Origin of the sequence: Duganella rhizosphaerae, assembly GCF_040364205.1 — a bacterium.
In the GTDB taxonomy this organism is placed as follows: domain Bacteria; phylum Pseudomonadota; class Gammaproteobacteria; order Burkholderiales; family Burkholderiaceae_D; genus Rugamonas; species Rugamonas rhizosphaerae.
In genome coordinates this window covers 55,440-81,573 of sequence record NZ_BPWK01000002.1, presented here as the reverse complement: position 1 = coordinate 81,573, position 26,134 = coordinate 55,440, and the positions used below count along the sequence as shown (strand labels likewise).

The 26,134-nt window shown below is 64.6% G+C and carries 27 protein-coding genes; 11 read left to right on the top strand and 16 right to left on the bottom strand.

What is annotated here, in order from left to right; genetic code table 11:
- Nucleotides 1-8 precede the first annotated feature (8 nt).
- The gene (locus tag RUGAMON1_RS04195; protein ID WP_445229322.1) at nt 9-950 is read right to left on the bottom strand and encodes an ABC transporter ATP-binding protein; all 942 of its coding nucleotides are present in this window, start codon (nt 948-950) and stop codon (nt 9-11) included.
- 162 nt (nt 951-1,112) lie between these two features.
- Here RUGAMON1_RS04195 and RUGAMON1_RS04190 point away from each other — a divergent pair, with 162 nt between their 5' ends.
- A complete protein-coding gene (locus tag RUGAMON1_RS04190) occupies nt 1,113-1,502 on the top strand; it encodes an SPW repeat protein (RefSeq protein WP_445229321.1) in 390 nt (129 codons plus the stop codon).
- A gap of 62 nt (nt 1,503-1,564) precedes the next feature.
- Here RUGAMON1_RS04190 and RUGAMON1_RS04185 read toward each other — a convergent pair whose 3' ends face one another.
- The 8 genes from RUGAMON1_RS04185 to rsmB form a co-directional block, all read right to left on the bottom strand.
- Entirely contained in the window at nt 1,565-2,845 is a 1,281-nt protein-coding gene (locus RUGAMON1_RS04185) for an EAL and HDOD domain-containing protein (RefSeq protein ID WP_445229320.1), read from the bottom strand.
- Nucleotides 2,846-2,932: 87 nt separating this feature from the next.
- The gene (locus RUGAMON1_RS04180; RefSeq protein ID WP_445229319.1) at nt 2,933-3,700 is read right to left on the bottom strand and encodes a class II glutamine amidotransferase; all 768 of its coding nucleotides are present in this window, start codon (nt 3,698-3,700) and stop codon (nt 2,933-2,935) included.
- 53 nt (nt 3,701-3,753) lie between these two features.
- Entirely contained in the window at nt 3,754-4,011 is a 258-nt protein-coding gene (locus RUGAMON1_RS04175) for a BTH_I0359 family protein (RefSeq protein ID WP_008445042.1), read from the bottom strand.
- Between the two features lie 111 nt (nt 4,012-4,122).
- A complete protein-coding gene (locus RUGAMON1_RS04170; RefSeq protein ID WP_445229318.1) occupies nt 4,123-4,530 on the bottom strand; it encodes a GTPase in 408 nt (135 codons plus the stop codon).
- A gap of 16 nt (nt 4,531-4,546) precedes the next feature.
- Nucleotides 4,547-5,260: a response regulator gene (locus RUGAMON1_RS04165; protein WP_445229317.1), complete on the bottom strand. Its 714-nt coding sequence runs from the start codon at nt 5,258-5,260 to the stop codon at nt 4,547-4,549.
- A gap of 63 nt (nt 5,261-5,323) precedes the next feature.
- Entirely contained in the window at nt 5,324-7,621 is a 2,298-nt protein-coding gene (locus tag RUGAMON1_RS04160; RefSeq protein WP_445229316.1) for a sensor histidine kinase, read from the bottom strand.
- Nucleotides 7,622-8,275, bottom strand: coding sequence for a DUF4390 domain-containing protein (locus RUGAMON1_RS04155; RefSeq protein ID WP_445229315.1), 654 nt, complete (start codon nt 8,273-8,275; stop codon nt 7,622-7,624).
- A complete protein-coding gene (rsmB, locus tag RUGAMON1_RS04150; RefSeq protein ID WP_445229314.1) occupies nt 8,268-9,671 on the bottom strand; it encodes a 16S rRNA (cytosine(967)-C(5))-methyltransferase RsmB in 1,404 nt (467 codons plus the stop codon). The genes RUGAMON1_RS04155 and rsmB overlap by 8 nt, the downstream gene beginning before the upstream one ends.
- 222 nt (nt 9,672-9,893) lie before the next feature.
- On the opposite strand from rsmB, the gene argS reads away from it, so the two are divergent.
- Genes argS through RUGAMON1_RS04115 form a run of 7 tightly spaced genes read left to right on the top strand, consistent with a single transcriptional unit; the run spans nt 9,894 to nt 16,130 of the window.
- Complete coding sequence (gene argS / locus RUGAMON1_RS04145; protein WP_445229313.1) at nt 9,894-11,603, top strand: arginine--tRNA ligase; 1,710 nt, start codon at nt 9,894-9,896, stop codon at nt 11,601-11,603.
- 21 nt (nt 11,604-11,624) lie between these two features.
- Entirely contained in the window at nt 11,625-12,320 is a 696-nt protein-coding gene (locus RUGAMON1_RS04140; protein WP_445229312.1) for an SPOR domain-containing protein, read from the top strand.
- Between the two features lie 45 nt (nt 12,321-12,365).
- Entirely contained in the window at nt 12,366-13,037 is a 672-nt protein-coding gene (locus RUGAMON1_RS04135) for a thiol:disulfide interchange protein DsbA/DsbL (protein ID WP_445229311.1), read from the top strand.
- A 2-nt stretch (nt 13,038-13,039) separates the two neighbouring features.
- On the top strand, nt 13,040-13,846 hold the full coding sequence (locus RUGAMON1_RS04130) for an SDR family oxidoreductase (protein WP_445229310.1): 807 nt from the start codon (nt 13,040-13,042) through the stop codon (nt 13,844-13,846).
- The gene (locus RUGAMON1_RS04125) at nt 13,843-14,655 is read left to right on the top strand and encodes a biotin--[acetyl-CoA-carboxylase] ligase (RefSeq protein WP_445229309.1); all 813 of its coding nucleotides are present in this window, start codon (nt 13,843-13,845) and stop codon (nt 14,653-14,655) included. Before RUGAMON1_RS04130 ends, RUGAMON1_RS04125 begins: the two co-directional genes overlap by 4 nt.
- The gene (locus tag RUGAMON1_RS04120) at nt 14,652-15,419 is read left to right on the top strand and encodes a type III pantothenate kinase (RefSeq protein ID WP_445229308.1); all 768 of its coding nucleotides are present in this window, start codon (nt 14,652-14,654) and stop codon (nt 15,417-15,419) included. Before RUGAMON1_RS04125 ends, RUGAMON1_RS04120 begins: the two co-directional genes overlap by 4 nt.
- A gap of 18 nt (nt 15,420-15,437) precedes the next feature.
- Nucleotides 15,438-16,130 carry an SPOR domain-containing protein gene (locus RUGAMON1_RS04115; RefSeq protein ID WP_445229307.1) on the top strand — a complete coding sequence of 231 codons (693 nt, stop codon included), beginning with the start codon at nt 15,438-15,440 and terminating at the stop codon, nt 16,128-16,130.
- A gap of 2 nt (nt 16,131-16,132) precedes the next feature.
- Here the strand turns inward: RUGAMON1_RS04115 and RUGAMON1_RS04110 are convergent, their stop codons facing one another.
- Nucleotides 16,133-16,576, bottom strand: coding sequence for a GNAT family N-acetyltransferase (locus RUGAMON1_RS04110; protein WP_445229306.1), 444 nt, complete (start codon nt 16,574-16,576; stop codon nt 16,133-16,135).
- Nucleotides 16,577-16,668: 92 nt separating this feature from the next.
- Here RUGAMON1_RS04110 and RUGAMON1_RS04105 point away from each other — a divergent pair, with 92 nt between their 5' ends.
- Entirely contained in the window at nt 16,669-16,998 is a 330-nt protein-coding gene (locus RUGAMON1_RS04105) for a DMT family transporter (protein ID WP_445229305.1), read from the top strand.
- Between the two features lie 19 nt (nt 16,999-17,017).
- Here the strand turns inward: RUGAMON1_RS04105 and RUGAMON1_RS04100 are convergent, their stop codons facing one another.
- Nucleotides 17,018-17,752, bottom strand: a complete 735-nt coding sequence (locus tag RUGAMON1_RS04100) for a 3-oxoacyl-ACP reductase family protein (protein WP_445229304.1) — start codon at nt 17,750-17,752, stop codon at nt 17,018-17,020.
- Between the two features lie 110 nt (nt 17,753-17,862).
- On the opposite strand from RUGAMON1_RS04100, the gene RUGAMON1_RS04095 reads away from it, so the two are divergent.
- Nucleotides 17,863-18,786 carry a LysR family transcriptional regulator gene (locus tag RUGAMON1_RS04095; RefSeq protein WP_445229303.1) on the top strand — a complete coding sequence of 308 codons (924 nt, stop codon included), beginning with the start codon at nt 17,863-17,865 and terminating at the stop codon, nt 18,784-18,786.
- Between the two features lie 101 nt (nt 18,787-18,887).
- Here RUGAMON1_RS04095 and RUGAMON1_RS04090 read toward each other — a convergent pair whose 3' ends face one another.
- The gene (locus tag RUGAMON1_RS04090) at nt 18,888-19,439 is read right to left on the bottom strand and encodes an NUDIX hydrolase (protein ID WP_445229302.1); all 552 of its coding nucleotides are present in this window, start codon (nt 19,437-19,439) and stop codon (nt 18,888-18,890) included.
- 138 nt (nt 19,440-19,577) lie between these two features.
- On the opposite strand from RUGAMON1_RS04090, the gene RUGAMON1_RS04085 reads away from it, so the two are divergent.
- Entirely contained in the window at nt 19,578-20,714 is a 1,137-nt protein-coding gene (locus tag RUGAMON1_RS04085; protein WP_445229301.1) for a sterol desaturase family protein, read from the top strand.
- A gap of 5 nt (nt 20,715-20,719) precedes the next feature.
- Here the strand turns inward: RUGAMON1_RS04085 and RUGAMON1_RS04080 are convergent, their stop codons facing one another.
- Genes RUGAMON1_RS04080 through rodA (RUGAMON1_RS04065) form a run of 4 tightly spaced genes read right to left on the bottom strand, consistent with a single transcriptional unit; the run spans nt 20,720 to nt 26,133 of the window.
- Complete coding sequence (locus RUGAMON1_RS04080; protein WP_445229300.1) at nt 20,720-21,865, bottom strand: septal ring lytic transglycosylase RlpA family protein; 1,146 nt, start codon at nt 21,863-21,865, stop codon at nt 20,720-20,722.
- Nucleotides 21,866-21,875: 10 nt separating this feature from the next.
- Nucleotides 21,876-23,879, bottom strand: a complete 2,004-nt coding sequence (mrdA, locus tag RUGAMON1_RS04075) for a penicillin-binding protein 2 (protein WP_445229299.1) — start codon at nt 23,877-23,879, stop codon at nt 21,876-21,878.
- On the bottom strand, nt 23,876-25,021 hold the full coding sequence (rodA, locus tag RUGAMON1_RS04070; RefSeq protein WP_445229298.1) for a rod shape-determining protein RodA: 1,146 nt from the start codon (nt 25,019-25,021) through the stop codon (nt 23,876-23,878). Before rodA (RUGAMON1_RS04070) ends, mrdA begins: the two co-directional genes overlap by 4 nt.
- A complete protein-coding gene (gene rodA / locus RUGAMON1_RS04065; protein WP_445229297.1) occupies nt 25,021-26,133 on the bottom strand; it encodes a rod shape-determining protein RodA in 1,113 nt (370 codons plus the stop codon). Before rodA (RUGAMON1_RS04065) ends, rodA (RUGAMON1_RS04070) begins: the two co-directional genes overlap by 1 nt.
- Nucleotide 26,134 lies beyond the last annotated feature (1 nt).

Sequence of the window (26,134 nt, the reverse complement as noted above, 5' to 3'; positions counted from 1 at the left end):
TGTTCCTATCAGTCGCGCAGGCTGCGGCCGGTCAGGTTGAGGAAGATGTTTTCCAGCGAAGTCTTGGCGGTGGCGAAGTGCAGCAGCGTGACGTCCTGCGCGGCCAGCCAGGCCAGCGTGGCCGCTGCGTGCGAGGCGTCGGCCAGGCCGATGTCGAGCGCGTTGCCGTCACCCTGCACGCCGGTCACGCCGGGCAGCGCCTGCACGCCGGACAGCAGCGCGGCCGTCGGTGCGGCGGCCAGCTCGGCGCGCAAGGCGGCCTGCGCCGGCAGGCGCCGGTACAGCGCGGCCGGGGTTTCGTCGGCCAGCACCTTGCCGTGGTCAATGATGACGATGTGGTCGGCCAGGCGCTCGACTTCCTCCATGTAATGGCTGGTGTAGATCAGCGAGCGGCCTTGCGCCTTCAGCGTTTCCAGCGTGTCGAAGATGGCGTTGCGGCTTTGCGGATCGACGCCGACGGTGGGCTCGTCGAGGATCAGCAGCTGCGGATCGTGCAGCAGCGCGGCGGCGATGTTGAGACGGCGCTTCATGCCGCCGGAATAAGTGGAAGGCTTGTCGTTGGCGCGGTCGACCAGGTTGACCAACGCCAGCGCCTGCTCGCAACGCAGCTTCAACAGCGCGCCCTTGAGGCCGTACAGCGCGCCGAACAGTTTGAGGTTTTCCAGCGACGACAAATCGTCATACAGCGCCAGGTCCTGCGGCACGAAGCCGATCTTGCGCTTGGCCTCGCTGGAGCCCTGCCCGATCGGCGCGCCGTCCATGACGATGCTGCCGCTGTCGGCGCTGAGCAGGCCGCAGATCATGCCGACGGTGGTGGACTTGCCGGCGCCGTTGGGGCCGATCAGGCCGACCGTCTGGCCCTGCGGCACCTGGAACGACACGCCATCGACCGCCTTGCGCGCGCCGTAGGATTTGGAAACCTGATTCACGCTGAGTAAAACCGATGCCATAAGCCATACCACCATGTGTTTTCGATAAGCGGCAAGCATAGCGGTGCGATGCCTGAATGGCAAGACAATAGCGGCGGGCGTGAACTTTTGCGTTGTTGCGCGGCCTAAGAATGAACGCCGCCATCCGGCGGCAGGTGTTGACTCGTAACCAGGGAGGCAGATATGGCAAACAATCTGGCAAACAATCCATCCGTCAAACGCTGGCAGGATCAGGTGATCCTGCTGCTGGGGCTGTGGTTCTTCATCTCACCGTGGGTGTTCGCTTATCCGATACCGTCGATCCAGGCGTGGACCGCGTTCATCTCCGGCGCGGTGGTGGCGCTGCTGGCGGCGTTCGATCTGTACAAGACCTACTTCTGGGCCGTGGTGCTCAATCTGCTGGTGGGGATCTGGGTGGCGGTGTCGCCGTGGGTGCTGAAAATCGCCGACAACCGCGAGCTGATGTGGAACTCGGTGGTGGTCGGCATCGCCGTGGCGGTGCTGGCGCTGTGGGAGATGCGCACCGATCCCGAGCTGCACAAGCACTGGCCGGGCGCGGGCCACGCAACCTGACCCCGCACAGCGCTGCGGCCGGGGTCTGACCCCGCATGGGGTCAGACCCCTTCGGTTGGGGGTTAAAGCGCGTAGCGCACCACGTTGTCGCTCCATTCGAAGGCGGCCATCTCCAGCTCCACCAGTTCGTCGGTGGACATGGCGAGGTCGCGCAGCGTGGGCACGATGTGGTCGTCCATTTCTTCGATGCGTTCGATGCATTCGGCCAGCTTGAGCAGGTCGCCGAAGAAGCCGCCCCGGTACAGCAAGGCTTCCGACACGTCCTCGTTGACCGGGATCTGCGCCAGGATCTCGGCCATCGGGATGCCGAACAGCGTGTCCATCAGCGACATGATGCCGACCGTGAAGGCGACATCGGCGGCCTGCCGCTGGCTCGGGCGCAGCTTGCCGGCCAACAGCTCCAGCAGGCGGCCGCGGGTGGTCGCCAGCATCAGCAGCGGCGTCATGCTGTGGCCGCGCTTGCTCGGCTCGGCGTACAGCATGATTTGCAGCCAGCGTTGCAGCTGGCGGCGGCCCAGTATCGTCACCGCCTGGCTCAGCGAATCGATGCGCTGGCGGGCGCCGACGGCCGGCGTGTTCACCAGCCGCAGCAGGTTCAGCGCCAGCGACACGTCGCGCTTGATGGCGCGCTCGATTTCCAGGTTGTCCGCTTCCGAGGTGACCAGGGTCATCAGCTCCATCACCGCCAGTTGCGACGGCGACAGCTTCTTGCCGCTCATGATGACCGGCTTGGCGAAATAATAGCCCTGGAAGTAATCGAAGCCCAGGTCCAGGCAATTCTTGAATTCTTCGCGGGTCTCGACCTTTTCCGCCACCAGTTTCTTCTTGTCCTGGTGGAAGCGCGGGGCCAGCTTGGTCAGCGTGGACAGCGGAATATTGCGCATGTCCATCTTGACGTATTCGGCCAACGGCAGCAGCGCGGCCACGTTGGGGCAGTCGCCGGTGACGTCGTCCAGCGCGAAGCTGAAGCCGTGCCCGGCCAGTTCCGTCATGCGCGCCAGCACCTGCGGCGTCAGCGGCATGGATGCGGCCACTTCCAGCACCACTTTTTCGCGCGGCAGGAAGGAAAAGATGTCGGTCATCAGCACATCGGCATCCACATTGACGAAACCCAGCGCGTCGCCGATGGTTTTTTCCATGCCCAACTGCGAGGCGTGGGCGATCACGGCCGCCGTGGCCGACAATTCGCTGCTGATGCGTGCCGGGCCGACCGGAGCGTTGCGGAAAAGCAACTCATAGCCGAACAGCGTCTGGTTGCGGTCCAGGATAGGCTGGCGGCCCAGATAGAATTCGCGCACGCGCAGGCTGCGCGGGCCGGTATCGTGTAGGGAAAGGTCGATCATCGCTTCTATCAGTACAAAACATGGGGCTGATATTTCGCCGTACTAATATTTTGACAGCAATACTTGCCCCTGTCTCGGATAATTTGGCTAGGCCTGAGGAACCCCGTCGATGAACAGTTTCAGCTCGCCGGCGGCGAACGCCGTCCATTGTTCGTTGGTCGTCAACGGCTGGGTGACGATGATGGCGACCCGGTCGTTGGGGGTGGTCACTTGCGAGAAATCCACGCTGACATCCTCGTCCGACAGCTTGGCGGTGTCGAACGGATACTGGCGCACCAGGTAGTACAGATTGGTCGAGCAATGGGCAAACAGCTCGCCGCCGGACGACAGCAGCATATTGAAGGTGCCGTAGCCGGCGATCTCGCGCGCCATCTCGGCCAGCGCGGCGCGCAGCTCGGCCAGCGGCGGGCGCTGCTCGCCGAAGCGGGCGCGCAGGTGCTGCAAGATGTAGCAGAACGCCTGTTCGCTGTCGGTGTTGCCGACCGGGCGGTAGGCGCCGTTGAGCACCGGCGCGAACTCCTTCAGGTCGCCATTGTGGGCGAACACCCAGTACTGGCCCCACAGCTCGCGCACGAAGGGATGGCAATTCTCCAGCGCCACCTGGCCCTGCGTGGCCTTGCGGATGTGGGCGATGACGTTGGTGGACTTGATCGGGTAGCGCTTGATCAGCTCGGCGATCGGCGACGCGATCGCGGCCTGGTGGTCGACGAAGTGGCGCACGCCGGCGCCTTCGAAAAAGGCGATGCCCCAGCCATCATGGTGGGTATCGGTCTGGCCGCCGCGCATGGCGAAGCCGGTAAAGCTGAACACAATGTCGGTCGGGACATTGCAGTTCATTCCTAGAAGTTGGCACATGGTCTGGTTCTCTGTTGTTACAGCAGAACCATACCATGCGCCGCCCGTCTTTTTTAGTGCAGCAGCACCGGATGGCTCATCAGCTCATCATAACTGCCCAAAAATTCATCGATTTCCGCCATCGTCGGTTCGCCGGCGATCAATTCATTGACGTCGCGGCGAAAATGCTGCGCCAGGATGCCGTTGATAAAGATCTCGCGCTTGCCGCCTTTGTCGACTATCTCGTAGCCGCCGAAACGCAGCGCATCCAAAGTACGGTCCGCGCCGAATTCGACAACACTGTATTGCTCGCTGTTATAGATGAGGTTCATGTTGCTTCCTTTCACAAGGGGCGTAACACTTATCGGTTGCGCCTTCAGTACCGAAATGGGGCTGAAAGCGGACGATTCAAGGCCAAATCAAGGCCGATCAGCGGGCGGGGCTTAGGCCGCGATGTCGGATTGCAATTCCAGCAATTCGCCGTAGGGCGCCTCGGACAGCCAGGAACGCAGCAGTTCGAGGTGCTCGGCGGATGCCAGGCTGATGTAGAGCCGCGCGGGTGGGCGGCGCAACACCCGATTCAATGTTACTCGCAAAATGAGATTGCCGCTGCAATGAAGACAGCCTGGGGCAATACGCAACACTTGCGGTACGGAATCTTTTGCAGGGGAAATATCGGCGGGGTCGAAGGCCAGTGCCGAACTTCCGTCCGACAGGCCTTCCAGGATGACGACGCTGGGCACACCTGGTTCCAGGTGTGCGGCGATGGCAGCTTCGCGCTCGCGGGCGCGGGAGCCAATGACCAGCCAGGTCGACACCGGCGCCCGCTGGGGGGCTGCACCGGTGGACATGGGTCCGGTCACGGGCTCAGGCGCCCTTTTTTGCGAGTTTGCCCGGCTCCACACCCAATTGCTTGAGTTTGCGGTACAAGTGGGTGCGCTCCAGCCCGGTCTTCTCGGCCACGCGCGTCATGCTGCCGCCTTCGCGGCCCAGGTGGTGCTCGAAGTACATGCGCTCGAAGGCGTCGCGCGCCTCGCGCAGCGGCAGGTCGAACGACAGGTTGAACATGTGGTTGTCGGCGCCGGCCACGGTGGCGCCGCCGCGCACGGAGATCGCCGCCGCCGGGTTGGGCTGGTTGAAACCGGCGTTTTGCGCCTCCTCGATCTGGGCCGCAGCGACCGGACGCGGCGCCAGCGCCGGCGCGCGCACCGTTTCCTGCGCGCGGGTCAGGCCTTGCTGGACCGCTTTCAGCAGCTTTTGCAGGGCGATCGGCTTTTCCAGGAAGTTCAGCGCGCCGATGCGGGTCGCCTCGACCGCCGTATCGATGGTCGCGTGACCGGACATCATAATCACCGGCATGGTCAGCAAACCGTCGCGCTGCCATTCCTTGAGCAAGGTGACGCCATCGGTATCCGGCATCCAGATATCGAGCAGCACCAGGTCGGGCGCGCCTGCGGCCCGCGCCTCACGCGCCTGCTGGGCGTTTTCCGCCAATTGTATTGCGTGTCCCTCGTCGCTCAAGATTTCCGAGAGCAACTCGCGGATACCCATTTCATCGTCCACTACCAGAATGTTTGCCATCTTCCCTTGCCTTCCTCATTTCGCCCGCTCATGGCCGGCAATGATTTTTTTAATCAGTGTTACTTAGGTATTTTGCGTCGTCGGTGCTAACTTTAACAGCAAAATCAATACCGACGCGCCACTTCTATCGACATGGTTCTGGATATCGATCCGGCCCCCATGTTCATCGATAATTTTTTTCACCATCGCCAGGCCCAGGCCGGTGCCCTTGGCCTTCGATGTGACATACGGTTCGAACGCCCGCGCCAGGATTTTCGGCGCGAATCCCGGCCCGTTGTCGGAGATCGCCAGCCGCACCGCCGTGCGCGTGGTGCCGTCCGCGCCCTGATAATGAATGGCTTCGCTGATCACGTCAATGTGCGCTTGCGGCGCGCCCTCCGGCCGCTCGGCCATCGCGTCCTGGGAATTCTGCAGCAGGTTGTGGATGACCTGGCGCAGCTGGGTCTGGTCGCCCATCACCATCGGCAGGCCGGGCGCCAGTTGCGGGTGGATGATGTCGTCGCCTTCGCCGCGCAGGTACAGGTGCAGGATCTCCTCCACCAGCGCGTTCAGGTCGAGCGGCTCCAGCACGGCCGGCGGCGTGCGCGCGTAGTCGCGGAAGTCGTCGACCATGCGCTTCATCGCCGCCACCTGGTTGACGATGGTGGCGGTGCCCTTGTTGAGCAGTTCATTGTCGGCCGGCGACAGCTTGCCTTCCAGTTTCATCTGCAGGCGCTCGGCCGACAGCTGGATCGGCGTCAGCGGATTCTTGATCTCGTGCGCCAAACGGCGCGCCACCTCGCCCCAGGCGATCGAGCGCTGCGCCGAGATGACGTCGGAAATATCGTCGAACACCACCAGGTAGCCGCTGCCGCCGCTTTCGACCGGCAGCCGCGAGCCGCGCGTGAGCAGGGTCTGGTCGTTGTCGTCCAGGCTGGCGGAGCGGCGCGGCACCTCGATCTGGCGCTGCCAGTGCATCCGCTGCAGGTTGCGCCCGGCCGCCGACTGCGCGCTCTGCGCGGCGAACGCCGCCACGATGGCGCCGCCGAATTCCTGCAAGCCTTCGATCTCGTCGAGCTTCTGGCCGATCATCGTCACGCCGGCCTGCTGCAGGATGCGCTCGACCGAGTCGTTGCAGCTGATCAGGTGGAATTCATGGTCCAGCACCATCACCCCGGCCGACATATTGGCCAGCACCGATTCCAGGTGGGCCTTGGCGTTCTGCAGCGCCGAGCGGTTGCGCTCGACGGCGCTGCGGGCATCCGACAGCTGGCGCGTCATGGTGTTGAACGACTGCGTCAGCGTGCCCAGCTCGTCCGAGGTGGCGACGATAGGCCGCGGCGACAAGTCGCCCTCGGCCACCGCGCGCGTGCCCTCAGCCAGCAGCAGCAGCGGCTGGGCCAGGTCGTTGGCGATCAGGAAGGCGCTGGCGATGGCGCCGAACACCGCCAGCAGCAAGGTCAGGGTCAGGGTCACGATGTACATCTTGCGCAGGCCGACGCGGGCAATGAAGCGCTCCTTGTAGTCCGAATAGGCGCTGCGGATGGTCTCGCCGTCGGCGGCCAGCTGCGCCGGCGCCAGCTGGATCAGCTGCAGGTAGCGCGGCGCCAGGTGGGTGCCGTTGTCCTGCACCCGGTCCGGGATCGCCATCACCACCCGCAGCCGCAGCTGGCTGGTGCTGTCGACGGTGGTGACGGGGGCGTTGATCAGGTTGCTGCGCAGCTCGCTGCCACCCTCGGGCGCGCCGTAGCTGTCGCTTTCCTTGGCCTTGGCCATCATGTCGCGGGTCGGCAGGTCGGCGCTGAGGTTGCCGCTGCGGCTGGCGCGGGCGCTGATGATCAGGCCGCCCTCGGCGTCGACGATGATGGCGTTCTGCATGCCGGGCTGGCCCTTGACCAGGCCGGCCAGCGCGGCGCGCTCGGTGCCGTACGGCTGTTCGGCCAGCTGCTGCACGGTCTTGTTGGCGATAGCCGTCAAGTCCTTGAGCGCCGTGTCCAGGCCGGCGCGGCTGAGGTTGATGCCGGACTCCAGCGCCTCCTCGACCGGCACGTTGAACCACGAGTCAATCGAATGGGAGACGAACTGCACCGACACCAGGAAGATCACCAGCCCCGGCAGCACGCCGATGGCGGCGAACAGCAGCACCAGCCGCGTCATCAGCTTGGAGCCGAACTTGCCGCTCTTGTAGCGGCCGTACAGGCGGAACAACGACACCGCCACCAGCAGCAGCAGCGCGCCGGCCACCGCCGCGTTCAGGCCCAGCAGCCAGGCGTAGTAGCGGTCGAAGAAGCCGGAGTTGTCGGAGGCCGAAGCGAGCAGGAACAGCAGGATACTGATGATGGCGCCGCCGACGACGGAAAAATACCGCAGGGCAGTGCTCACTTACTCCGCCTTGTACTGGAAGATTTTCTTGTCGGACGCCAGGCGCCATTCCGCGCTGTTGAGCGCCGTGACCTTGAGCGGCTTGGAGACGTAGTTCGGGTCCAGCCCCATGCTCAGCTTGACGTTGTAGGTCTTGCCGACCTCCAGCGCGCCGCGCGGCGCCACCACCCAGCGGTTGGGGCTGCGGATCAGGAACAGCGCGTCGTCCAGGGTCGAGAAGGTCTGGCGCACGTTGCCGTCGATGGTCACGTGGTACTGGCGCGTCAGCACGTTGTAGTACAGGCTGATGGTCTGGCGCTTGACGATGGCCTTCTCGTCGAACCAGTACCAGCGCGGCCGGGTGAACTCGATCTCGGTGGTGAAGTACAGGGTCACGCCGTACTGCAGCGTGTCCTCCATGTCGTGGGTCAGCTCGAAGCTGTACTTGGCGTTGAGGCGGTAGCCCTCGTCGCTGGCCTCGATCTGCCAGCGACGGATATCCACGCCGTCGGCGGCGCCGGCCGTCTGCGGCAGCAGGCAGGCCAGTATCAGCAGCAGTGGTCCGATCAGGAGGCGAAAAAATCGTGATGTCACGTGGGGGCCGGTGCTCAAAAGGTCCGTCGGTAGCAAATGGGCGACTAAGTCGCTAACTAAGCAGGCAAAACGGTTACGCATTTTTCTGGAATAGCGCGTAGAACAAACCATCGTGATCCTGCCCTGCGCCACCGGCGGGGAGCAACTGGCCGGGCGCATCCAACCGCACAGCCTGGTTGCGCACTGCAAACGCGGCCGCCTGGGCTTCGGATTCCTGCGGCCACAAGGAACATGTCACGAATAGCAATTTACCACCCGGCGCCAGCATCTGCCAAAGGTTGTCGAGGATTTTGGACGAAAGTGTTGCAAGTTGGAGCGTGTCGCCCTTGCGGCGCAGCCAGCGGATATCCGGGTGGCGGCGCACGATGCCGGACGCCGTGCACGGCACGTCGGCCAGGATGCGGTCGAAGGTAAGGCCGTCCCACCAGCCGGCGCTCTGGGCGTCGGCGGCGCGCAGCGTGGCCTGCTGGCCGAGCCGTTCCAGGTTCTCGCCGACCCGCGCCAGGCGCTTGGCGTCGGCGTCCAGCGCCGTCACGCTGGCGTCGGCCAGTTCCAGGATGTGGCAGGTCTTGCCGCCGGGCGCGGCGCAGGCGTCCAGCACGCGCATGCCGTCCCGCACGTCCAGCAGCGGCGCGGCCAGCTGGGCGCCGGCGTCCTGCACCGACACCAGGCCGTCGACAAAGCCGGGGATCAAGGTCACGCCGACCGGCTTGGCCAGGCGCACCGCGTACGGGCCGATCTGGGTGGCCGCCATGCCGGCCGCTGCCAGCGTGGCCAGGTATTGTTCCATCGTGGTCTTGCGGGCGTTGATGCGCAACGTGAGCGGCGGCGCGGTATTGCCGGTCGCCAGCACGCCCTGCCAATCCTGCGGCCAGGCGGCCTTGGCGGCGTCGATCCACCATTGCGGGTAGTTCCACTTGGCCACCGGCTGCAGCAGCGCGGTCTCCAGCAGCGCCTTGCGCTCGCGCAGGAAGCGGCGCAGCACGGCGTTGACCATGCCCTTGGCGCGCGCGGTGTCCGGGTGGGCGTCGGCCGCCGTCACGGTCTGGTCGACCACGGTGAATTCTTCGTAGGGCTGGACCTCGTCCGGCGCCGTCATCAGCGCCAGCGCGCAGGCCAGCAGGGCCGCCACCAGCGGTTCCGGCGCCTTCGGCGCCATCAGGCCGATCAGGCTCTCGCTCTGGCCCAGCTGGCGCATGCAGCGGTAGGCGATGTCCTGCATCGCGCCGCGCGCCTGCGGGCTGGCGTCGCCCTTGCTCCAGACCTGGGCCAGCGCCTGCGGCAGGTTGGTGCCGGTGCGGACCTGGGCCACCGCCTGCGCCGCGCCGATCAGGCTGTAGGCCAGCGAATCAGGCTTGAGGCCGGTCTGGAAGCTGGTTTGCAGCGCCGGTTTCAGTTCGCGCGCATGGCTGGCGCGCAGCTTGGGCGCTGCCGCCTTGACGGGGGACTTCAGGGAGAGCGTCGGGCGCTTGTTCATATGCTAATTCCAGGTATTGCCGGCGGGCGTGATCGCGCAGTATACAGCAGTGCATATGACAAGGCGATGAAGCTGATTGTAACGCTTGTAACGTTCGCGTCCGGCTGCGGTGACCCCGCTGCGGCAAACCAGTATAATTACCGCTGTTTGGCCGGTGCCAGAGCGCCGGCCGTTTTCGCTTTCGGATGTATTCATACACGCGGTTCAGCCGCCATTTTGCTCATGCTCGCCCAACAAAAACAAGATATCACCGCCCTGTTCCAGGCCGCCCTCGCACCTATCCTGGCCGGAACCGACGTTTCCGCCAACGTTGTGCTGGAGCGACCGCGCGACCCGTCGCACGGTGACGTGGCCTGCAACATCGCCATGCAACTGGCCAAGCAGCTCAAAATGAACCCGCGCGAACTGGCCACCAAAGTGGTCGATGCGCTGCTGGCCGATCCGGCCGGCAAAGGCCTGGTCGAATCGGCCGACATCGCCGGCCCCGGCTTCATCAACCTGCGCGTGAGCGCCGCCGCCAAGCAGGCCGTGGTCAAGGCCGTGCTGGCGCAGGGCGCCTCGTTCGGCGCAGCCACCGCCGGCGCCGGCAAGAAAGTCATCATCGAATTCGTCTCCGCCAACCCGACCGGCCCGCTGCACGTGGGCCACGGCCGCCAGGCGGCGCTGGGCGACGCGCTGTCGTCGCTGTTCGGCTCCCAGGGTTACGACGTGACCCGCGAGTTCTACTACAACGACGCCGGCGTGCAGATCCAGACGCTGGCCAACTCGGTGCAGGCGCGCCTGCGCGGCTACAAGCCGGGCGACGCCCAATGGCCTGAATCGGCCTACAACGGCGACTACATCGCCGACATCGCCGCCGACTTCCTGCTGAAGAAAACCGTGTCGGCCTCGGACGGCACGCCTGCCACCGCCTCGGGCGACATCGAAGATATCGAATCGATCCGCCACTTCGCCGTGACCTACCTGCGCAACGAGCAGGACATCGACCTGCAGGCCTTCGGCGTCAAGTTCGACAACTACTACCTCGAATCGTCGCTGTACGCGGACGGCAAGGTCGACGCCGCCGTCGACATGCTCAACAAGTCCGGCAAGACCTACGAGGAAGAAGGCGCGCTGTGGCTGCGCACCGAAGACTACGGCGACGACAAGAACCGCGTGATGCGCAAGAAGGACGGCACCTACACCTACTTCGTGCCGGACGTGGCCTACCACATCGTCAAGTTCCAGCGCGGCTTTACCCAGGCGATCAACGTCCAGGGTTCGGACCACCACGGCACCATCGCCCGCGTGCGCGCCGGCCTGCAGGCGGTCAACGTCGGCGTGCCGCAAGGCTTCCCGGACTACGTGCTGCACAAGATGGTCACCGTGATGAAGGGCGGCGAAGAGGTCAAGATCTCCAAGCGCGCCGGCTCCTACGTGACGGTGCGCGACCTGATCGAATGGTCGGGCGGCGGCGACATCGAAAAAGGCCGCGACGCGGTGCGTTTCTTCCTCATCTCGCGCAAGGCCGACACCGAATTCGTGTTCGACGTCGACGTCGCGCTGAAAACCTCGGACGAAAATCCGGTGTATTACGTGCAGTACGCCCACGCGCGCATCTGCCGCATGCTGGAACAATGGACCGGCAACGAAGCCGACCTGGCCAGCGTCGACCTGTCGCCGCTGACCGCGCCGACCGAAGCGACGCTGCTGGCCACCCTGGCCGCCTACCCGGAAACGCTGGCGCGCGCGCAAGCGGAACTGGGTCCGCACCAGATCGCGTTCTACCTGCGCGACCTGGCCGCCAACCTGCACAGCTTCTACTTCGCCGAACGCGTGCTGGTGGACGACGAGGCACTGAAGGCGGCCCGTATCGCGCTGATGGTGGCCACCCGCCAGGTGCTGCGCAACGGCCTGGCGCTGATCGGCGTCTCCGCTCCCAACAAAATGTAATTGCGAAGGACATCCCGCACAATGAATTTCCGCACCAGCCTTACCCCGCGTTCGCGCCAGCACGGCAACACCATCATCGGCATCGTCATCGGCCTGGTCATCGGCCTGGCGATCGCCGTCGTCGTCGCCCTGGTGATCAACAAGGGCTCGACGCCGTTCACCGACAAGGGGCGTGCCAGCAAGGTTGCGGAACCGACCGCGGGACAAGCCGCCGATCCGAACAAGCCTATGTACGGCAACAAGGAAGCGGTGCGCGAAGCGGCCAAGGACTTTGCCAAGGAAACGCCGAAGGCCCCGCCTCCGGCCGATCCGCTGCAAGCGGTGGTCGACAAGATCCAGGCCACGCCAGCCGCGCCAGCACCGGCGCCTGCCCCTGCTCCGGTTGAAAAACCAAAAGCCGCCGCGCCAGCCGCCCCTGCCGCCGCCAACGTTGCGCCGACGCCTGCCAAGCCGGCGCCGGCCGCCGACAGCGGCGACGACAAATTCATCTACTACCTGCAAGCGGGCGCCTTCCGCGAAGTGGCCGACGCCGAGAGCGCCCGCGCCAAGCTGGCCCTGCTGGGCTTCGAGGCCAACCTGTCCGACCGCGCCACCGACACCGGCGTGCTGCACCGCGTGCGCCTTGGCCCGTTCAACCAGGTCGAAACGATGAACAAGGTTCGTAGCAAGCTGTCCGAAAACGGCATCGACGTCGCCGTCGTGCGTAATCAAAAATAAGCAGAAATAAGCAGAAATAAGCAAAAATCAGCCAGGAGTATTCAGATGCGATTCATGAAATTCGTAGTTGGTGCGTTGATGTTAAGCGTTGCAGCCCTGTCGTCGGCCTCCCCGTCCGATCCGAAGAACGGCGTCGAATACAAGACGCTGGCGACGCCGCAGCCGGTCGATAGCGGCAAGAAGGTCGAAGTCATCGAGTTCTTCGACTACGCCTGCCCGCATTGCTTCGCTTTCGATCCGACGCTGACGGCCTGGGTCAAGAAACAGGGCGACGCCATCGTCTTCAAGCGCATGCACATCTCGCGCAGCGGCACCGACCTGCCGCAGCAGAAGCTGTTCTTCACGCTCAGCGCCATGGGCCTGCTGAACGACGCCATGCACACCAAGATCTTCACCGAGATGCACGTCAACCACAACCGCATGAACCGCGACGAGATGGCGTTCGACTTCGCCGCCAAGCAGGGCGTGGACCGCCAGAAGTTCATCGAGATCTATCGCGGCCTGGGCGTCGGCGGCAGCGTGCGCCGCGCGACCTCGATGATGGATGCCTACGGCGTCGATTCGTGGCCGATGATCGCCATCGACGGCAAATACGTCACCTCGCCGACCATGGCCAACGACGGCACCAAGGCAGCCACCACCGAAGCCGAGCTGCACGCCGAAGCCACGCAAGTGATGGACATCCTGGTCGCCAAGGCGAAAGCGGAAAAGAAATAACGATGGCAATCCAGGGCGCCGGGCCGGAGCGGGTCTTCATCACCGGCGCCTCGAGCGGCCTGGGTGCGGCCCTTGCCGCCGAATACGCGGCGCAAGGCGCCACACTGGGCCTGCTGGCCCGCCGCAGCGCGATGCTGGACCAGCTGATCGCCACCCTCCCCAACCCTGAACGCCACCGCGCCTACGCGGTCGATGTGCGCGACCACGCCGCCATCGCCGCCGCCGCGCAAGCCTTCATGGCGCACGCCGGCGGCATCGACGTGGTGATCGCCAACGCCGGCATCTCGGTCGGCACGCTGACCGAGTTCGCCGAAGACATCCCCGTATTCGAAGCCGTCATCGCCACCAACGTGGTGGCCACCGCCGCCACCTTCGCGCCGTTCATCCCGGCGATGAAAGCCCAGATGGCAACGCAAAACCGACCGGCGCGGCTGGTCGGCATCGGCAGCGTGGCCGGCATCCGCGGCCTGCCCGGCGCCGAGGCTTACAGCGCCTCCAAGGCGGCCGTGATCAGCTACTGCGAATCGCTGCGGCTGGAGATGAAGCCCTACGGCATCCGCGTCGTCACCCTCTGCCCCGGCTACATCGACACGCCGATGACGCAGGTGAATCCCTACCCGATGCCGTTCCTGATGGCGCCCGCAAAGTTCGCCGCCAAGGCCGCGCGCACCATCGCCGCCGGCAGCAGCTACAAGGTGATCCCGTGGCAGATGGGCATCGTCGCCAAGGTGCTGCGCATGCTGCCGAATCCACTGTACGACCTGGCCTTCGCCAAGGCGCCGCACAAGCCACGCAAGGTCCCGGCATGAGCATCCTCAGCACCGACACCATCCGCGCCCACTGCGCCACCAGCGCCTCGCATGTGGCGATAGAAACCGTCGATGAAACCGGCTCCACCAACGCCGACCTGCTGGCGCGCATCGACACGCTGGCCGGCCCGGTGCTGCGCATCGCCGGCAACCAGACGGCGGGACGCGGCCGCGCCGGCCGCAGCTGGCTGTCCGCGCCCGGCGCCGCGCTGATGTTCTCGCTGGCCTGGCGCTTCAAGGGACCGCTGCACAGGATGTCCGGCCTGCCGATGGCGGTCGGCGTCGCGCTGGCCGAGACCATCGCCGCGCTGGGCGTGCCGGTGCAGATCAAGTGGCCCAACGACCTGCTGCGCGACGGCAAAAAACTGGCCGGCATCCTGGTCGAAACCCAGACCTCCCGCCACGACAACGCCATCTGGGCCGTGATCGGCGTCGGCATCAACCTGCTCATGCCGGACGAGCTGGAAGCGCAGATCGGCCGCGAAGTGGCCGCCGCGCCGTGGCTGGCCAAGATGGACCGCAACCAGCTGATGGCCGCCCTGCTCAGCCGCCTGGCCGCCGTGCTGGCCGAATTCGACGACACCGGCTTCGCCCCCTTCGCCGAGCGCTGGAACCTGCTGCACGCCTGGCAGGGCCAGGAAGTCGTCATCCTCGACCAGGGCAAAGTGCTGCAGCAGGGCCGCGCCGCCGGCGTCGACGCCATCGGCCGCCTGATGCTCGACACGGAACAGGGCCGCGCCGAAGTGCTGTCCGGCGACGTCTCGCTGCGCCTGTCGTCAACTATCGCCTCTTCTATCGGACTAACATGATTCTACTGATCGACGCCGGCAACACCCGCGTCAAATGGGCATTGGCCGAACCGGGCACGGAACTGGGCGCATGGATCGCCCACGGCGCCGTCATGCACGCCGACCTGCAACAGCTGGAGCTGCACCTGAGCGAAGCGGTGGCCGACCGCGGCGTCGACCGCATCCTGATCGCCAACGTGGCCGGCGGCGCGCTGCGCGTGCAGCTGGAATACGTGCTGCAGCGGACCTTCCCGGCCATGATCCTGCCGCAGCAGGCGATCGAATGGTTTGCCTCGCTGCCGGCGCTGGCCGGCGTGACCAACGGCTACCGCAATCCGGCGCAGCTGGGCTGCGACCGCTTCGCCGCCGCCATCGCCGGCCACGCGCTGGCGGCCGGGCGCGAAGTCATCGTCGCCAACTGCGGCACCGCCACCACCATCGACGCCATCACGGCCGACGGCATGTTCCTGGGCGGGATGATCCTGCCGGGCCTGGGCCTGATGGCCAGTTCGCTGGCGCGCAACACGGCGCAGTTGCCGCAAATTGCGCAAGACGGTAAGCTGCCGGACGGATTCGCCGACAATACCGACGACGCCATCCTGAGCGGCTGCCTGGCCGCGCAGAGCGGCGCCATCGAGCACGCGTACGCGCGGCATGGCGCGGCCGAGTGCATCATCTCCGGCGGCGCGGCGCCGTATATCGCGCCGATGCTGAAGGTGCCTTACCGTATCGTCGACAATATCGTGTTAATCGGTTTGCATGCTGCCGCCGGCAGCGCCGACTAAGGTCGCAAGGGAAGCTCCGTGCTGAAATTTATTTTCTGGTCGCTGGTCGCCATCAATGCCGCGCTGTTCGCGTACGGCAAAGGGTATCTCGGCCATTTCAGCGGCAACGAGCGCGAGCCGGAGCGCCTGCTCAATCAACTCAACGCCGATAAACTGCTCATCGTCTCCGCCGACAAGGCCAACGATGCATCGGCCGCGACCGCCGCGGCGGCCAGCGCCGCCGCCAGCGCCAGGCCGGCGCCGGAAGTGCTGGCCTGCGTGGAAATCGGCAGCTTCGTGCTGGCCGACGCGCGCCGCTTCGAAGCCCAGCTGGCGCCGCTGAACCTGGGCGACCGCCAGTCGCGCCACAACCTGCCGGGCACCGAGATATCGAGCTATATCGTTTATATGCCGCCGCAGGGCAGCAAGGAAGGCGCCGACAAGAAAGCCGGCGAACTGCGCGCGCTGGGCGTGACCAACTACTTCATCATGAACGACAACTCGCCGCTGCGCTGGGGGATTTCGCTGGGCGTGTTCAAGACCGAAAGCGCGGCGCAGAACCAGCTGGCCATCCTGATGAAACAAGGCGTGCGCACCGCGCGCGTGGCGCCGCGCATGAGCGGCAGCAAGCTGCTGGCCTTCCAGTTCCGCGACGTGGATGCTGAGCTCAAGACCAAGCTGGAACAGTTCCGCGCCGGCTACCCGAACGCGGAAAGCCACGCCTGCAAATAGCGTCAGCGGCCGGGCGTATCGCGTCGCATGGCGACGACGTTTTGGGCTTGAGCATTGTAGGCATTCAAACGCCGCATAAGAAAATGGGGCAGCTCCGCTTCGGCTGCGAGCTCAAACCCAGCGACAGCATAAAAAGTGACCAGATGGGCGTACGGCAGGCAGAATGACCGCCGCCTGTCCAAATAAGGCTGGCACGCCGCCAGCAGTTGAGCGCCGATGCCCCGTCGCTGAAACGCGCACCGGATTTGCATGCCGCGCAAGACCGTCACGCCCTCCTCCGCACACAGACGCACCGCGCCAACGACCTGCCCACCTGATTTGGCCACCATGACCGTATCTGCCGGGTCAATGGCGGCACCATACGCCGCTTCGGCATACAAGTTCGCCACATCCCCAAGTTCGCTTTGGCTAGCTTCGGAAATCTCTATCAAAAAATCACCTTCCATGATCTGTATTTGCTCACGGTTTTTGCGCGCTGCCTAGACTGTTCGGGCCTTGGAAATCAATGCATACTGCCCACTCAAAAAGGAGAAATACAATGAACAAATGGCTCGTATTAGGGGTAGCAATCGTAGCAGAAACGATAGCCACATCCGCGATGAAATCGAGCGAGGGATTTACCAAACTCGTGCCCTCCATCATCGTCCTGTTGGGCTATGGCGTGGCGTTTTACTTTCTCTCGATAACACTGCGCACCATACCAGTCGGCATCGCATACGCCATCTGGTCAGGCGTCGGCATTGTACTAATCACCATCGTCGGCTGGACCGTTTTCGGACAAAAACTGGACGCCCCGGCGCTGATTGGCATGGGCCTGATCATTGCCGGCGTCGTGACAATGAACGTCTTTTCAAACGCCGGGCATTGATAAACGCCGGGGCACTACCTCATGCGCTGAAGCCGCCGTCTATCGTCAGGCTGGCGCCGGTAATATAGCCCGCTTCCGGCCCCGCCAGATAAGCGACGAAGCTGGCGATCTCCTCCACCTTGCCGTAGCGCGGCAGGGCCATCATGGCTTTCAGCGCGCCGGCGAAATCGCCGCTGTCCGGGTTCATGTCGGTATCGACAGGGCCGGGCTGCACGTTGTTGACGGTGATGCCGCGCGGACCGAGGTCGCGCGCCATGCCCTTGGTCAGGCCGACCAGCGCCGATTTGCTCATCGCGTAGGTGGCGCCGCCGCCGAACGGCATGCGCTCCGCGTTGGTGCTGCCGATGGTGATCACGCGGCCGCCTTGTCCCATATGGCGCGCCGCTTCCTGCGTCGCCACGAACACGCTACGCACATTGACGGCCAGCGTGCGGTCGAAGTCTTCCAGCGTAAAGTCTTCCAGCGGCGCGATTGCCAGCACGCCGGCGTTGTTGACCAGGATGTCGATGCGGCCATGGGCCTCGGCGGCGTTGCGGATGGCGGCTTTCAATGCAGATGCGTCGGCGCTGTCGGCTTTGACGGCTTGCGCCTTGCCGCCGGCGGCTTCGATCTCCGCCACCACTTGCGCGGCCTTGTCGGCCGAGCTGGAATACGTCAGCACGACGGTGGCGCCGTCCGCTGCCAGCCGTTTTGCGATAGCCGCGCCGATGCCGCGCGAGCCGCCCTGTATGAATGCGATTTTACCGTTGGTCATTTGAAGCTCCTGGTGAGTGATTTGGAGCCTTCAGTATCCGCCTGCAATTATGTCTCGACTAGACCATAGTTACTATATGCAGTTGATCCATTTGGTTTAAAATAAAACCCATGGAAACCATGATCAGCATTGAATGCTTCGTGCGCAGCGCTGAAGCGGGCAGCTTTTCGGAGGCGGCCCGCAGGCTGGGCCTGACGCCGGCCGCCGTCGGCAAGAACATCGCGCGGCTGGAGGCGCGGCTGGGCGTGCGCCTGTTCCAGCGCAGCACCCGCAGCCTGTCGCTGACGGAGGGCGGGCAGCAGTTCCTCGATGAAGTGGGCGGCAGCCTGTCGACGATACAGAACGCGGTCGCCAACCTGTCCAGCTCCGGAGGCCAGCCTGCCGGCGTGCTGCGGGTCAGCATGCCGGCCAATTTCGGCCGCAAGTACATCGTGCCGATGCTGGGCGATTTTTTGCAGCGCTATCCCGCCATCTCGCCCGACTGGGCGTTCGACAACCGTCCGGCGGACCTGGTCGCGCAGGGTTTCGACGCCGCGCTGGGCGGCGGCATCGACTTGTCGCCCGGCGTGGTGGCGCGCAAACTGGCGCCGGCTAACCGGGTGCTGGTGGCGTCGCCGGCCTACCTGGCCGAACATCCCGCGCCGAAGTCGCCCGCCGACCTGCATGAGCATGACGGCATCCTGATCCGCTCGCCGCAAACGGGCAGGATACGTCCGTGGGCGCTGGTCAACCGCAGCAGGCAGCAGGCACCCGTCACGCTGCGCGTGCGCATGACGATGAGCGATCCCGGCGCCGCCTGCGACGTTGCGGCGCTGGGCCTGGGTATCGCCCTGATCAACTACTCGGAAGCGCTGGCGCATCTGGATGCGGGTACGCTGGTGCGCGTGCTGCCCGGCTGGCATGTGGACGGCGGCTCCGTATCGATCTACTATTCGGCGCAGAAGCTGCTGCCGGCCAAGACGCGTGCCTTCGTGGAATTTGTCGTCGAGCGTTTTCGCGCCGAGCGGCTGGCGCAACTACTGTCGGCCGATTAGCGTCCGCACTCGTTCAAGGTCCCCGATCGGCTGAATAACGCTTTGGCGGTCGTGACCGTTCATCTGTTTTAAAGCGATTAACTTAACGTAAATCGTCGAGTCTACGCCGCGCAGGTTTTCGCGCTGAGCGCCAACTTAACCAGGAACCGCTTCATATGCGGATCTGCGCGCTCAAGCGGAACCTCATCGAACGGAAACCAGCGTACGCCCTCAAATTCGCGCTCGTCAAACTTGATGCTTTGATGCCGGCTCGCACGGACCACGTACCACAACGACACGTCTGTGTGCCCGGCGGTAAGGCCAACGGTCGTGGTCACGGTCACAAACAGGGGCGTCCCAATTGGATGAGGGGCGGCAAAGCCGAGCTCTTCTTCCAATTCACGAGCAACTGTCACGCGAGGATGCTCACCTGGTTCAACATGGCCACCAGGCGGTAGCCATAACTTAGCATTTCGGTGGTCCACCAGCAGCACATGCCCGTCATCGATGACGGCAAAATAGGACACCAGGTGCATAGGCGGCGTTGCCGGCTTCGCTACACGGCACAATTCCACACCAGAGTCCACCCATGCAAGGCAACTGGAAATATCATTGCGCTCCAGATCGTCGACAGGAGAAATGGATGAAATTTCATCGCGAATTTTCTGGCGCATGGTCTCAGATAGTCCTTGGTAATAATCGGTCCGAACGGGCAAACATTATGCAGCAAAACCAACGTTCACAGATGTGCTCGGCGCGCCCGTCCGGAGAATCTGGCAAACTATCGGTTGATCGTTCACACGCCTTTTCATATGGAACAATTCATCGTCCTGATCTTCCCTGTGTTCTTTCTGCTGATCGTGGCGGAATTTGCCTACGGATGGATAAAACAGCGCAACACCTACCGCCTCAACGACGCCTTGAGCAGCCTCAGCCAAGGCTTGATCAGCCAACTGGTGGCGGTGCTCACGCAGCTGTTTCAGATCGGCCTGTACACCTGGGTATTCAGCCAGGTTCGGCTGGTGTCGTTGGCGGATTTCTGGTCATCCTGGTACGGCTGGGTCGTCGCCGTCGTGCTGTTTGATTTCTGCGATTACTGGCTGCACCGCATGGGCCACGAATGCGCGCTGATGTGGGCGGCGCACCAGGTGCATCATCAAAGCCAGGACTTCAATTTCTCCACCGCGCTGCGCCAGGAGAGTTCCGTGATCTTCATCGGCTGGATCTTTTATCTGCCGATGGCCTTGCTGGGCGTGCAGCCCGAACAGTTCGCAGTGGCCGGCTTGATCGTGCTGCTGTACCAGTTCTGGATACATACCGAGCACATCGGCAAACTGGGCTGGTTCGACCGGGTATTTTCTTCGCCGTCCAATCACCGCGTGCATCACGCCGTCAACGATCAGTACCTGGACAAGAACTACGGCGGCATGCTGGTCATCTGGGACCGGATGTTCGGCACATTTGCCGAGGAACAGGAGCCGTGCGTGTACGGCACGCGCAGCCCGTTGAACAGCTGGGATCCCGTCTGGGCCATCGTGTCGGAATACTGGGTCTTGCTCAACTTGTCGCGGCAAGCGAAGCGCTGGTCCGACAAGGTGAAGATCTGGCTGAAGCCTCCGGGCTGGCGCCCCGCCGATCCCACCCTGCCCCTGCCGGGCAAGCCGTTCGACCTGGAAGCGGCCCGCTCAAGCTACGATCCGCCGCTGACCGCTCGCAAGCAATACGTGGCGCTGGCGCAGTTCAGCCTTTGCGCGACGGCCGCCGCCGCGTGCCTGTGGCATTCGGCGGCGCTCTCCTACGCCCGCTCCGCGTTGACGATTACAGCGGCGATGGGAGGCTTCTGGGCGCTGGGCGCATACATGCAGGGACGCTTGTCGGCCGCCTACATGTTCGCCATCGACCTGGTCGAAGTCGTGACAACGGCTGCCGTATTGTGGCCGGTCTTTTGACCGGGTCAGCGCTGGACGACGATAGGCTTGAGGTTCAACGACGAAGGCAAGCCTTGCGCCGCCTGGATCGCTTCCTGGCGGGTGGCGAACGGGCCGGTGAACAAACGGTGCACGGAACCGCCCTGCACCACTTCCAATCCGTTCAGGCCTTTGCCGGACAGCTTGTTACGCACCACTTCCGCATTCTCGGCGCGCGAGTAGGCGCCCAGTTGCAGGTAGAAGCTCCCCTTGGCGGTGGTGGCCGCCAGCGCTTCGGCGTCGGCCGGCGCGCGGTCGGTCAGCATCAGCGCTTCGGCGTCCGAGGATGACGCACCCGGCATCGCTTTCGGCGCCAGCACCAACGGCTCGCTCAACGTCGTCGATGGCGTCAGCAGCAGCGGGCCGCCGCCGCCCAAGCCGCCCGAAGACGCCTTCCGTGGTGATGTCTGCGACTGCAAGCGCGGCGACACCGTGCCCGAAACGCCGGCGCGCGTGGCCAGCATGCGGTCCACCTCATCCGGCAGGATGCGTTCGATCTGCAGTTCGTGGCTGCCCTTGCCGAGCAAGCCCAGTTTCAGCGCCGCCGTGTACGACACGTCGATGGCGCGGTTGGCGTGGAACGGCCCACGGTCGTTGATGCGCACGATGACCACCGCGCCGCTCACCAGATTGGTCAGGCGCGCGTAGGATGGAATCGGCAGCGTCGGATGCGCGGCCGTCATCTTGTACATGTCGTAGATCTCGCCGGACGAGGTGCGCTGGCCGTGGAACTTCTTGCCGTACCAGCTGCCGACGCCGATCTGCGTGAATGGCTGGTTGCCGGTGATCGGCGTGTAGGTCTTGCCGAAGACGACGTAGGGACGATTGGAGTACGGCAGCAGCGGATCGTTGCGCACGTCGGCGTCCGGCACGTCGGCCAGGTTCGATGGCGGCGCATCGCCGGGACCGTCGTCCTGGTAGTAGCCGCCGCGGCCCGAATTGGCCGGCGGCAGCGCCGGCAGGCTGGTATCCGGCTTGCCGCTGGACGGCGCCTTGATGACCGGGCCGGAGGTGCGGGGCGTCTTGGGCAGGGTGGTGGTATCGCTCACTGTCGGCGCAGTGCCGCAGCCGACCAGCGCCAGCAAGGCCAGCCCGGTGCAGACTTTCAAAATACGGCTACGGTTCATGCGCATCACTTCTTCCTTACGGTTTTTTCTGCACCGGCGGCACTGGCTGCGTCGGCGCGCGCGCTGCGAATTCTGCCGCAGCGGCTTGTTCTTCCAGCGTCTGCCCTTCGACCGGCAACACCGTCTCGGCATCTTCCTTCGGCACCTTGGTGGTGTCCTTCCCAGCCGGGCGTTTGCCCAGCAGGTAGTAGTCCAGCGCCTTGCGGGCGATAGGCGCCGCTTCGGCGCCGCCCTTGCCGGCGTTTTCCACCACCAGCGCCAGCACGATGCGCGGCTTGTCGGCCGGCGCAAAAGCCGTGAACAGCGCATTATCGCGCAGACGCTCGGCCAACCTTGCGGCGTTGTACTTCTCGCCCGAGCGGATGGTGATCACCTGCGCGGTGCCGGTCTTGCCGCCCACCGTGTAGCCGGCGCCGGCAAAGGCGCGTACGCCGGTGCCGCCCGCCTCGGTGGTCACACCGACCATCGCACCCTTGATAAAGTCGATATTCTCCTGCTTGAGCGGAATCCGGTAACTCTCCTTGGGCACCGTCAGCGTGCGGGCGCGCGTCTTGCTGTCCTCGACGATCTTGACCAGGTGCGGTTTCATCACCACGCCGTTGTTGGCCAGATTGGCCACCGCGTGCGCGATCTGCAAAGGGGTGTAGGCGTTGTAACCCGAACCATTGCTGACCGAGATGGTATCACCACCCACCCACTTGCCCGCCGCACCCTTGAAGCGCTTGCGCTTCCATTCCTGCGACGGCAGCACCCCGGTCTTTTCGTTTTCCAGGTCGATGCCGGTCTGCTGGCCGAAGCCGAACGGCTTCATGAAATCGCTGATGGCGTCGATGCCCATGTCGTGGCCCAGCGCGTAGTAGTAGGTGTTGCAGGAGACGACGATGGACTTGTGCATGTCCACCGAACCGTGGCCGCCGACCACGTCGTCGTTGAATTTATGGCCGCCCAGGTAGTAGAAACCAGGATCGTAGGTCACCTGGCCGGGCGTGCGCTTGCCCAGCTCCAGCGCGGCCAGCGCCATGAAAGGCTTGAAGGTGGAACCCGGCGCGTAGGTGCCGGACAGCGGACGGTTCACCATCGGCCGGTCCAGCGAGGTATTGAGCTCGTTCCAGCTTTGCGCGTCGATGCCGTCGACGAACAGGTTGGGATCGTAGCCGGGCCGCGACACATAGGCCAGGATGTCGCCGGTCGACGGCTCGATCGCCACCAGCGCGCCGCGCCGCTCGCCGAAGGCTTCCTCCACCACTTTTTGCAGCTCGATGTCGATCGACAGGATCAGGTTACTGCCCGCCACCGCCGGCGTGCGTGACAAAGTGCGGATGGCGCGGCCGCCGGCCGACACCTCCACTTCCTCGTAGCCGGTGGCGCCGTGCAGCTGCTTCTCGTAGCTTTTCTCCAGGCCTTCCTTGCCGATATGGTCGGTGCCCTTGTAGTTGGCGGCATCGTCGGTGTCTTCGATGGCCTTGGCCTCGGCGCGGCTGACGCGGCCGATGAAGCCGATCACGTGCGACGCTGTCTCGCCCAGCGGATACTGGCGGAACAGGCGCGCCTGCACCTCCACGCCGGGAAAGCGGAAACGCTGCGCCGAAAAGCGCGCCACTTCCTCGTCGCTCAAACGTGTGCGCAGCGGCACGCTCTCGAAGCCCCGCGATTCCTCCAGCAGCTTCTTGAAGCGCTTGCGGTCCTTGATCTCGATTTCGATCAGCTTGGACAGCTCGTCGATGGTCTCGTCCAGCGTCATGACCAGCTTGGACGGCGTGATCTCCAGCGTGAAGGCCGAGTAGTTGCGCGCCAGGACCACGCCGTTGCGATCCAAAATCAGGCCGCGATTGGGCACGATAGGGACGATGGCGATGCGGTTCTCCTCCGCCTTGACGGCGAAGTCGTTGTACTTGACCACCTGCAGCCAGATGAAGCGCGCCAGCAGCAGGCCGAAACAGATGAACACCATCGCGCCCAGTACCGTGACGCGGGCGCGGAACTGCTGGAGCTCGCGCTCCGTATCCTTAATCTCCATCATGCGGCCGCTCCCCAGGCGCGCGTGGAGGCGCCGCCGCGCACGCCGCGGCTGTGGTGCTGGATGCTCATCAGGATGCCGGCGCCCAGGCCCAGCGTCATCAAGGCGGTGCCGCCGTAGCTCATGAACGGCAACGGCACGCCGACCACCGGCACGATGCCGCTGACCATGCCCATGTTGACGAAGGCGTAGGTAAAGTAAATCATGGTGATGGAGCCCGCCAGCAGGCGCGTAAAGAAGGTGGAAGCGTTGACCGCGATGTTCAGGCCGCGCACGATCAGCAGCAGGTACAGCACCAGCAGCACCAGGTTGCCGGCCAAGCCGAACTCCTCGGAGAACACGGCGAAGATAAAGTCGGTGGTGCGTTCGGGGATGAATTCCAGGTGGGCCTGGGTGCCGTGGGTCCAGCCCTTGCCGGACATGCCGCCCGAGCCGATGGCGATCATCGACTGGATGATGTGGAAGCCCTTGCCCAGCGGGTCATGATAAGGATCGATCAGCGTCAACACGCGGTCACGCTGGTAGTCGTGCATGACTGTCCACAGCACCGGCAGGCCGGCGCAGGCGGTCGCGCCCAGCGCCGCAATCGCCTTCCACGACAGGCCGCCGAGGAAGATCACGCAGGCGCCGGCCGCCACCACCAGCATCGCCGTGCCCAGGTCGGGCTGGCGCGCGATCAGGCCGACGGGGATCGCCAGCAGCAGCGCCGCGATCAGGTAGGAGTGCCAGCGCAACAGCCCCTGCTGCCGCTGGAAGAACCAGGCCATCATCAGCGGCATGGCGATCTTCATGAATTCGGACGGCTGCACCTGCACGCCGTAGGTGAGCCAGCGGCGCGAGCCGCCCTTGATGGTGCCGACCAGCGCCACCGCCACCAGCAGCGCCACGCCCAACGCGTAGGCAGGAACGGCGACGCGCATCATCATCTGCGGCGGCGTGTTCGCCGCCACCCACATCACCAGGAAGGCCATGCAGATATTGCGCAGCTGGTCCGTCACCTTGCCGGGAATCGCGATGCCGGCCGAGTACAGCGTGACCAGCCCCACCGACAGCAGCATCAGCATGATGATGGCCAGCTGCGCGTCGAACACCGTGAAGTAAGGCCGTACGCGCTGCCACAGCGGACGGCCGTCTTGCACGCGCATCAGGTCTGCACCAGTTTGCGGTGGCGCTGGATGCTCATCAGGATGCCGGCGCCCAGGCCCAGCGTCAGCAGCGCGGTGCCGCCGTAGCTCATGAACGGCAGCGGCACGCCGACCACCGGCAGGATGCCGCTGACCATGCCCATGTTGACGAAGGCGTAGGTGAAGTAAATCATCGTGACCGCGCCGGCCAGCAAACGGGTGAAGAAGTTGGGCGCGTTCCCGGCGATCATCAGGCCGCGGCCGATCAACAGCAGGTACAGGAACATCAGCACCAGGTTGCCGGTCAGGCCGAACTCCTCGGAGAACACGGCGAAGATAAAGTCGGTGGTGCGTTCCGGGATGAACTCCAGGTGGGCCTGGGTGCCGTGGGTCCAGCCCTTGCCGGTCATGCCGCCCGAACCCACCGCGATGGTGGACTGGATGATGTGGAAGCCCTTGCCCAGCGGGTCGGAGGTCGGATCGATCAGCGTCATCACGCGCTCGCGCTGGTAGTCGTGCATCACCGACCAGATCACCGGCAGGCTGGCGGCGGCGGCGACGAACAGCGCGATCAGCGCCTTCCACGCCAGGCCGGCCAGGAAGATCACGCAGAAGCCGGCGGCCACCACCAGCAAGGCGGTGCCCAGGTCCGGCTGCTTGACGATCAGGCCCACCGGAATCGCCAGCAGCACGGCGGCGATCGCATAGTCCTGCCAGCGCAGATGGCCGACACGCTGCTGGAAGAACCACGCCAGCATCAGCGGCATGGCGATCTTCATGAACTCGGACGGCTGGATGTCGATGCCCACATGCAGCCAGCGCCGCGCACCCAGCTTGATGGTGCCGAACAACGCCACGCCGATCAGCAGCGCCACCGCGATCACATACGCCGGCACCGCGATCCGCATCATCATCTGCGGCGATACGTTGGCGACGAACCACATCACGATGAAGGCCAGGCAGATGTTACGCAGCTGGTCTTCGACCTTGCCGGGAATGCCGATGCCGGCCGAATACAGCGTGACCAGGCCGACCGACAGCAGCGCGCAGATGATCAGCATCAGCGGGATGTCGAAAACGGTGAAGTACGGGCGAAGGCGGCGCCACAGGGAACGCCTTTCGTTGATGCGCATG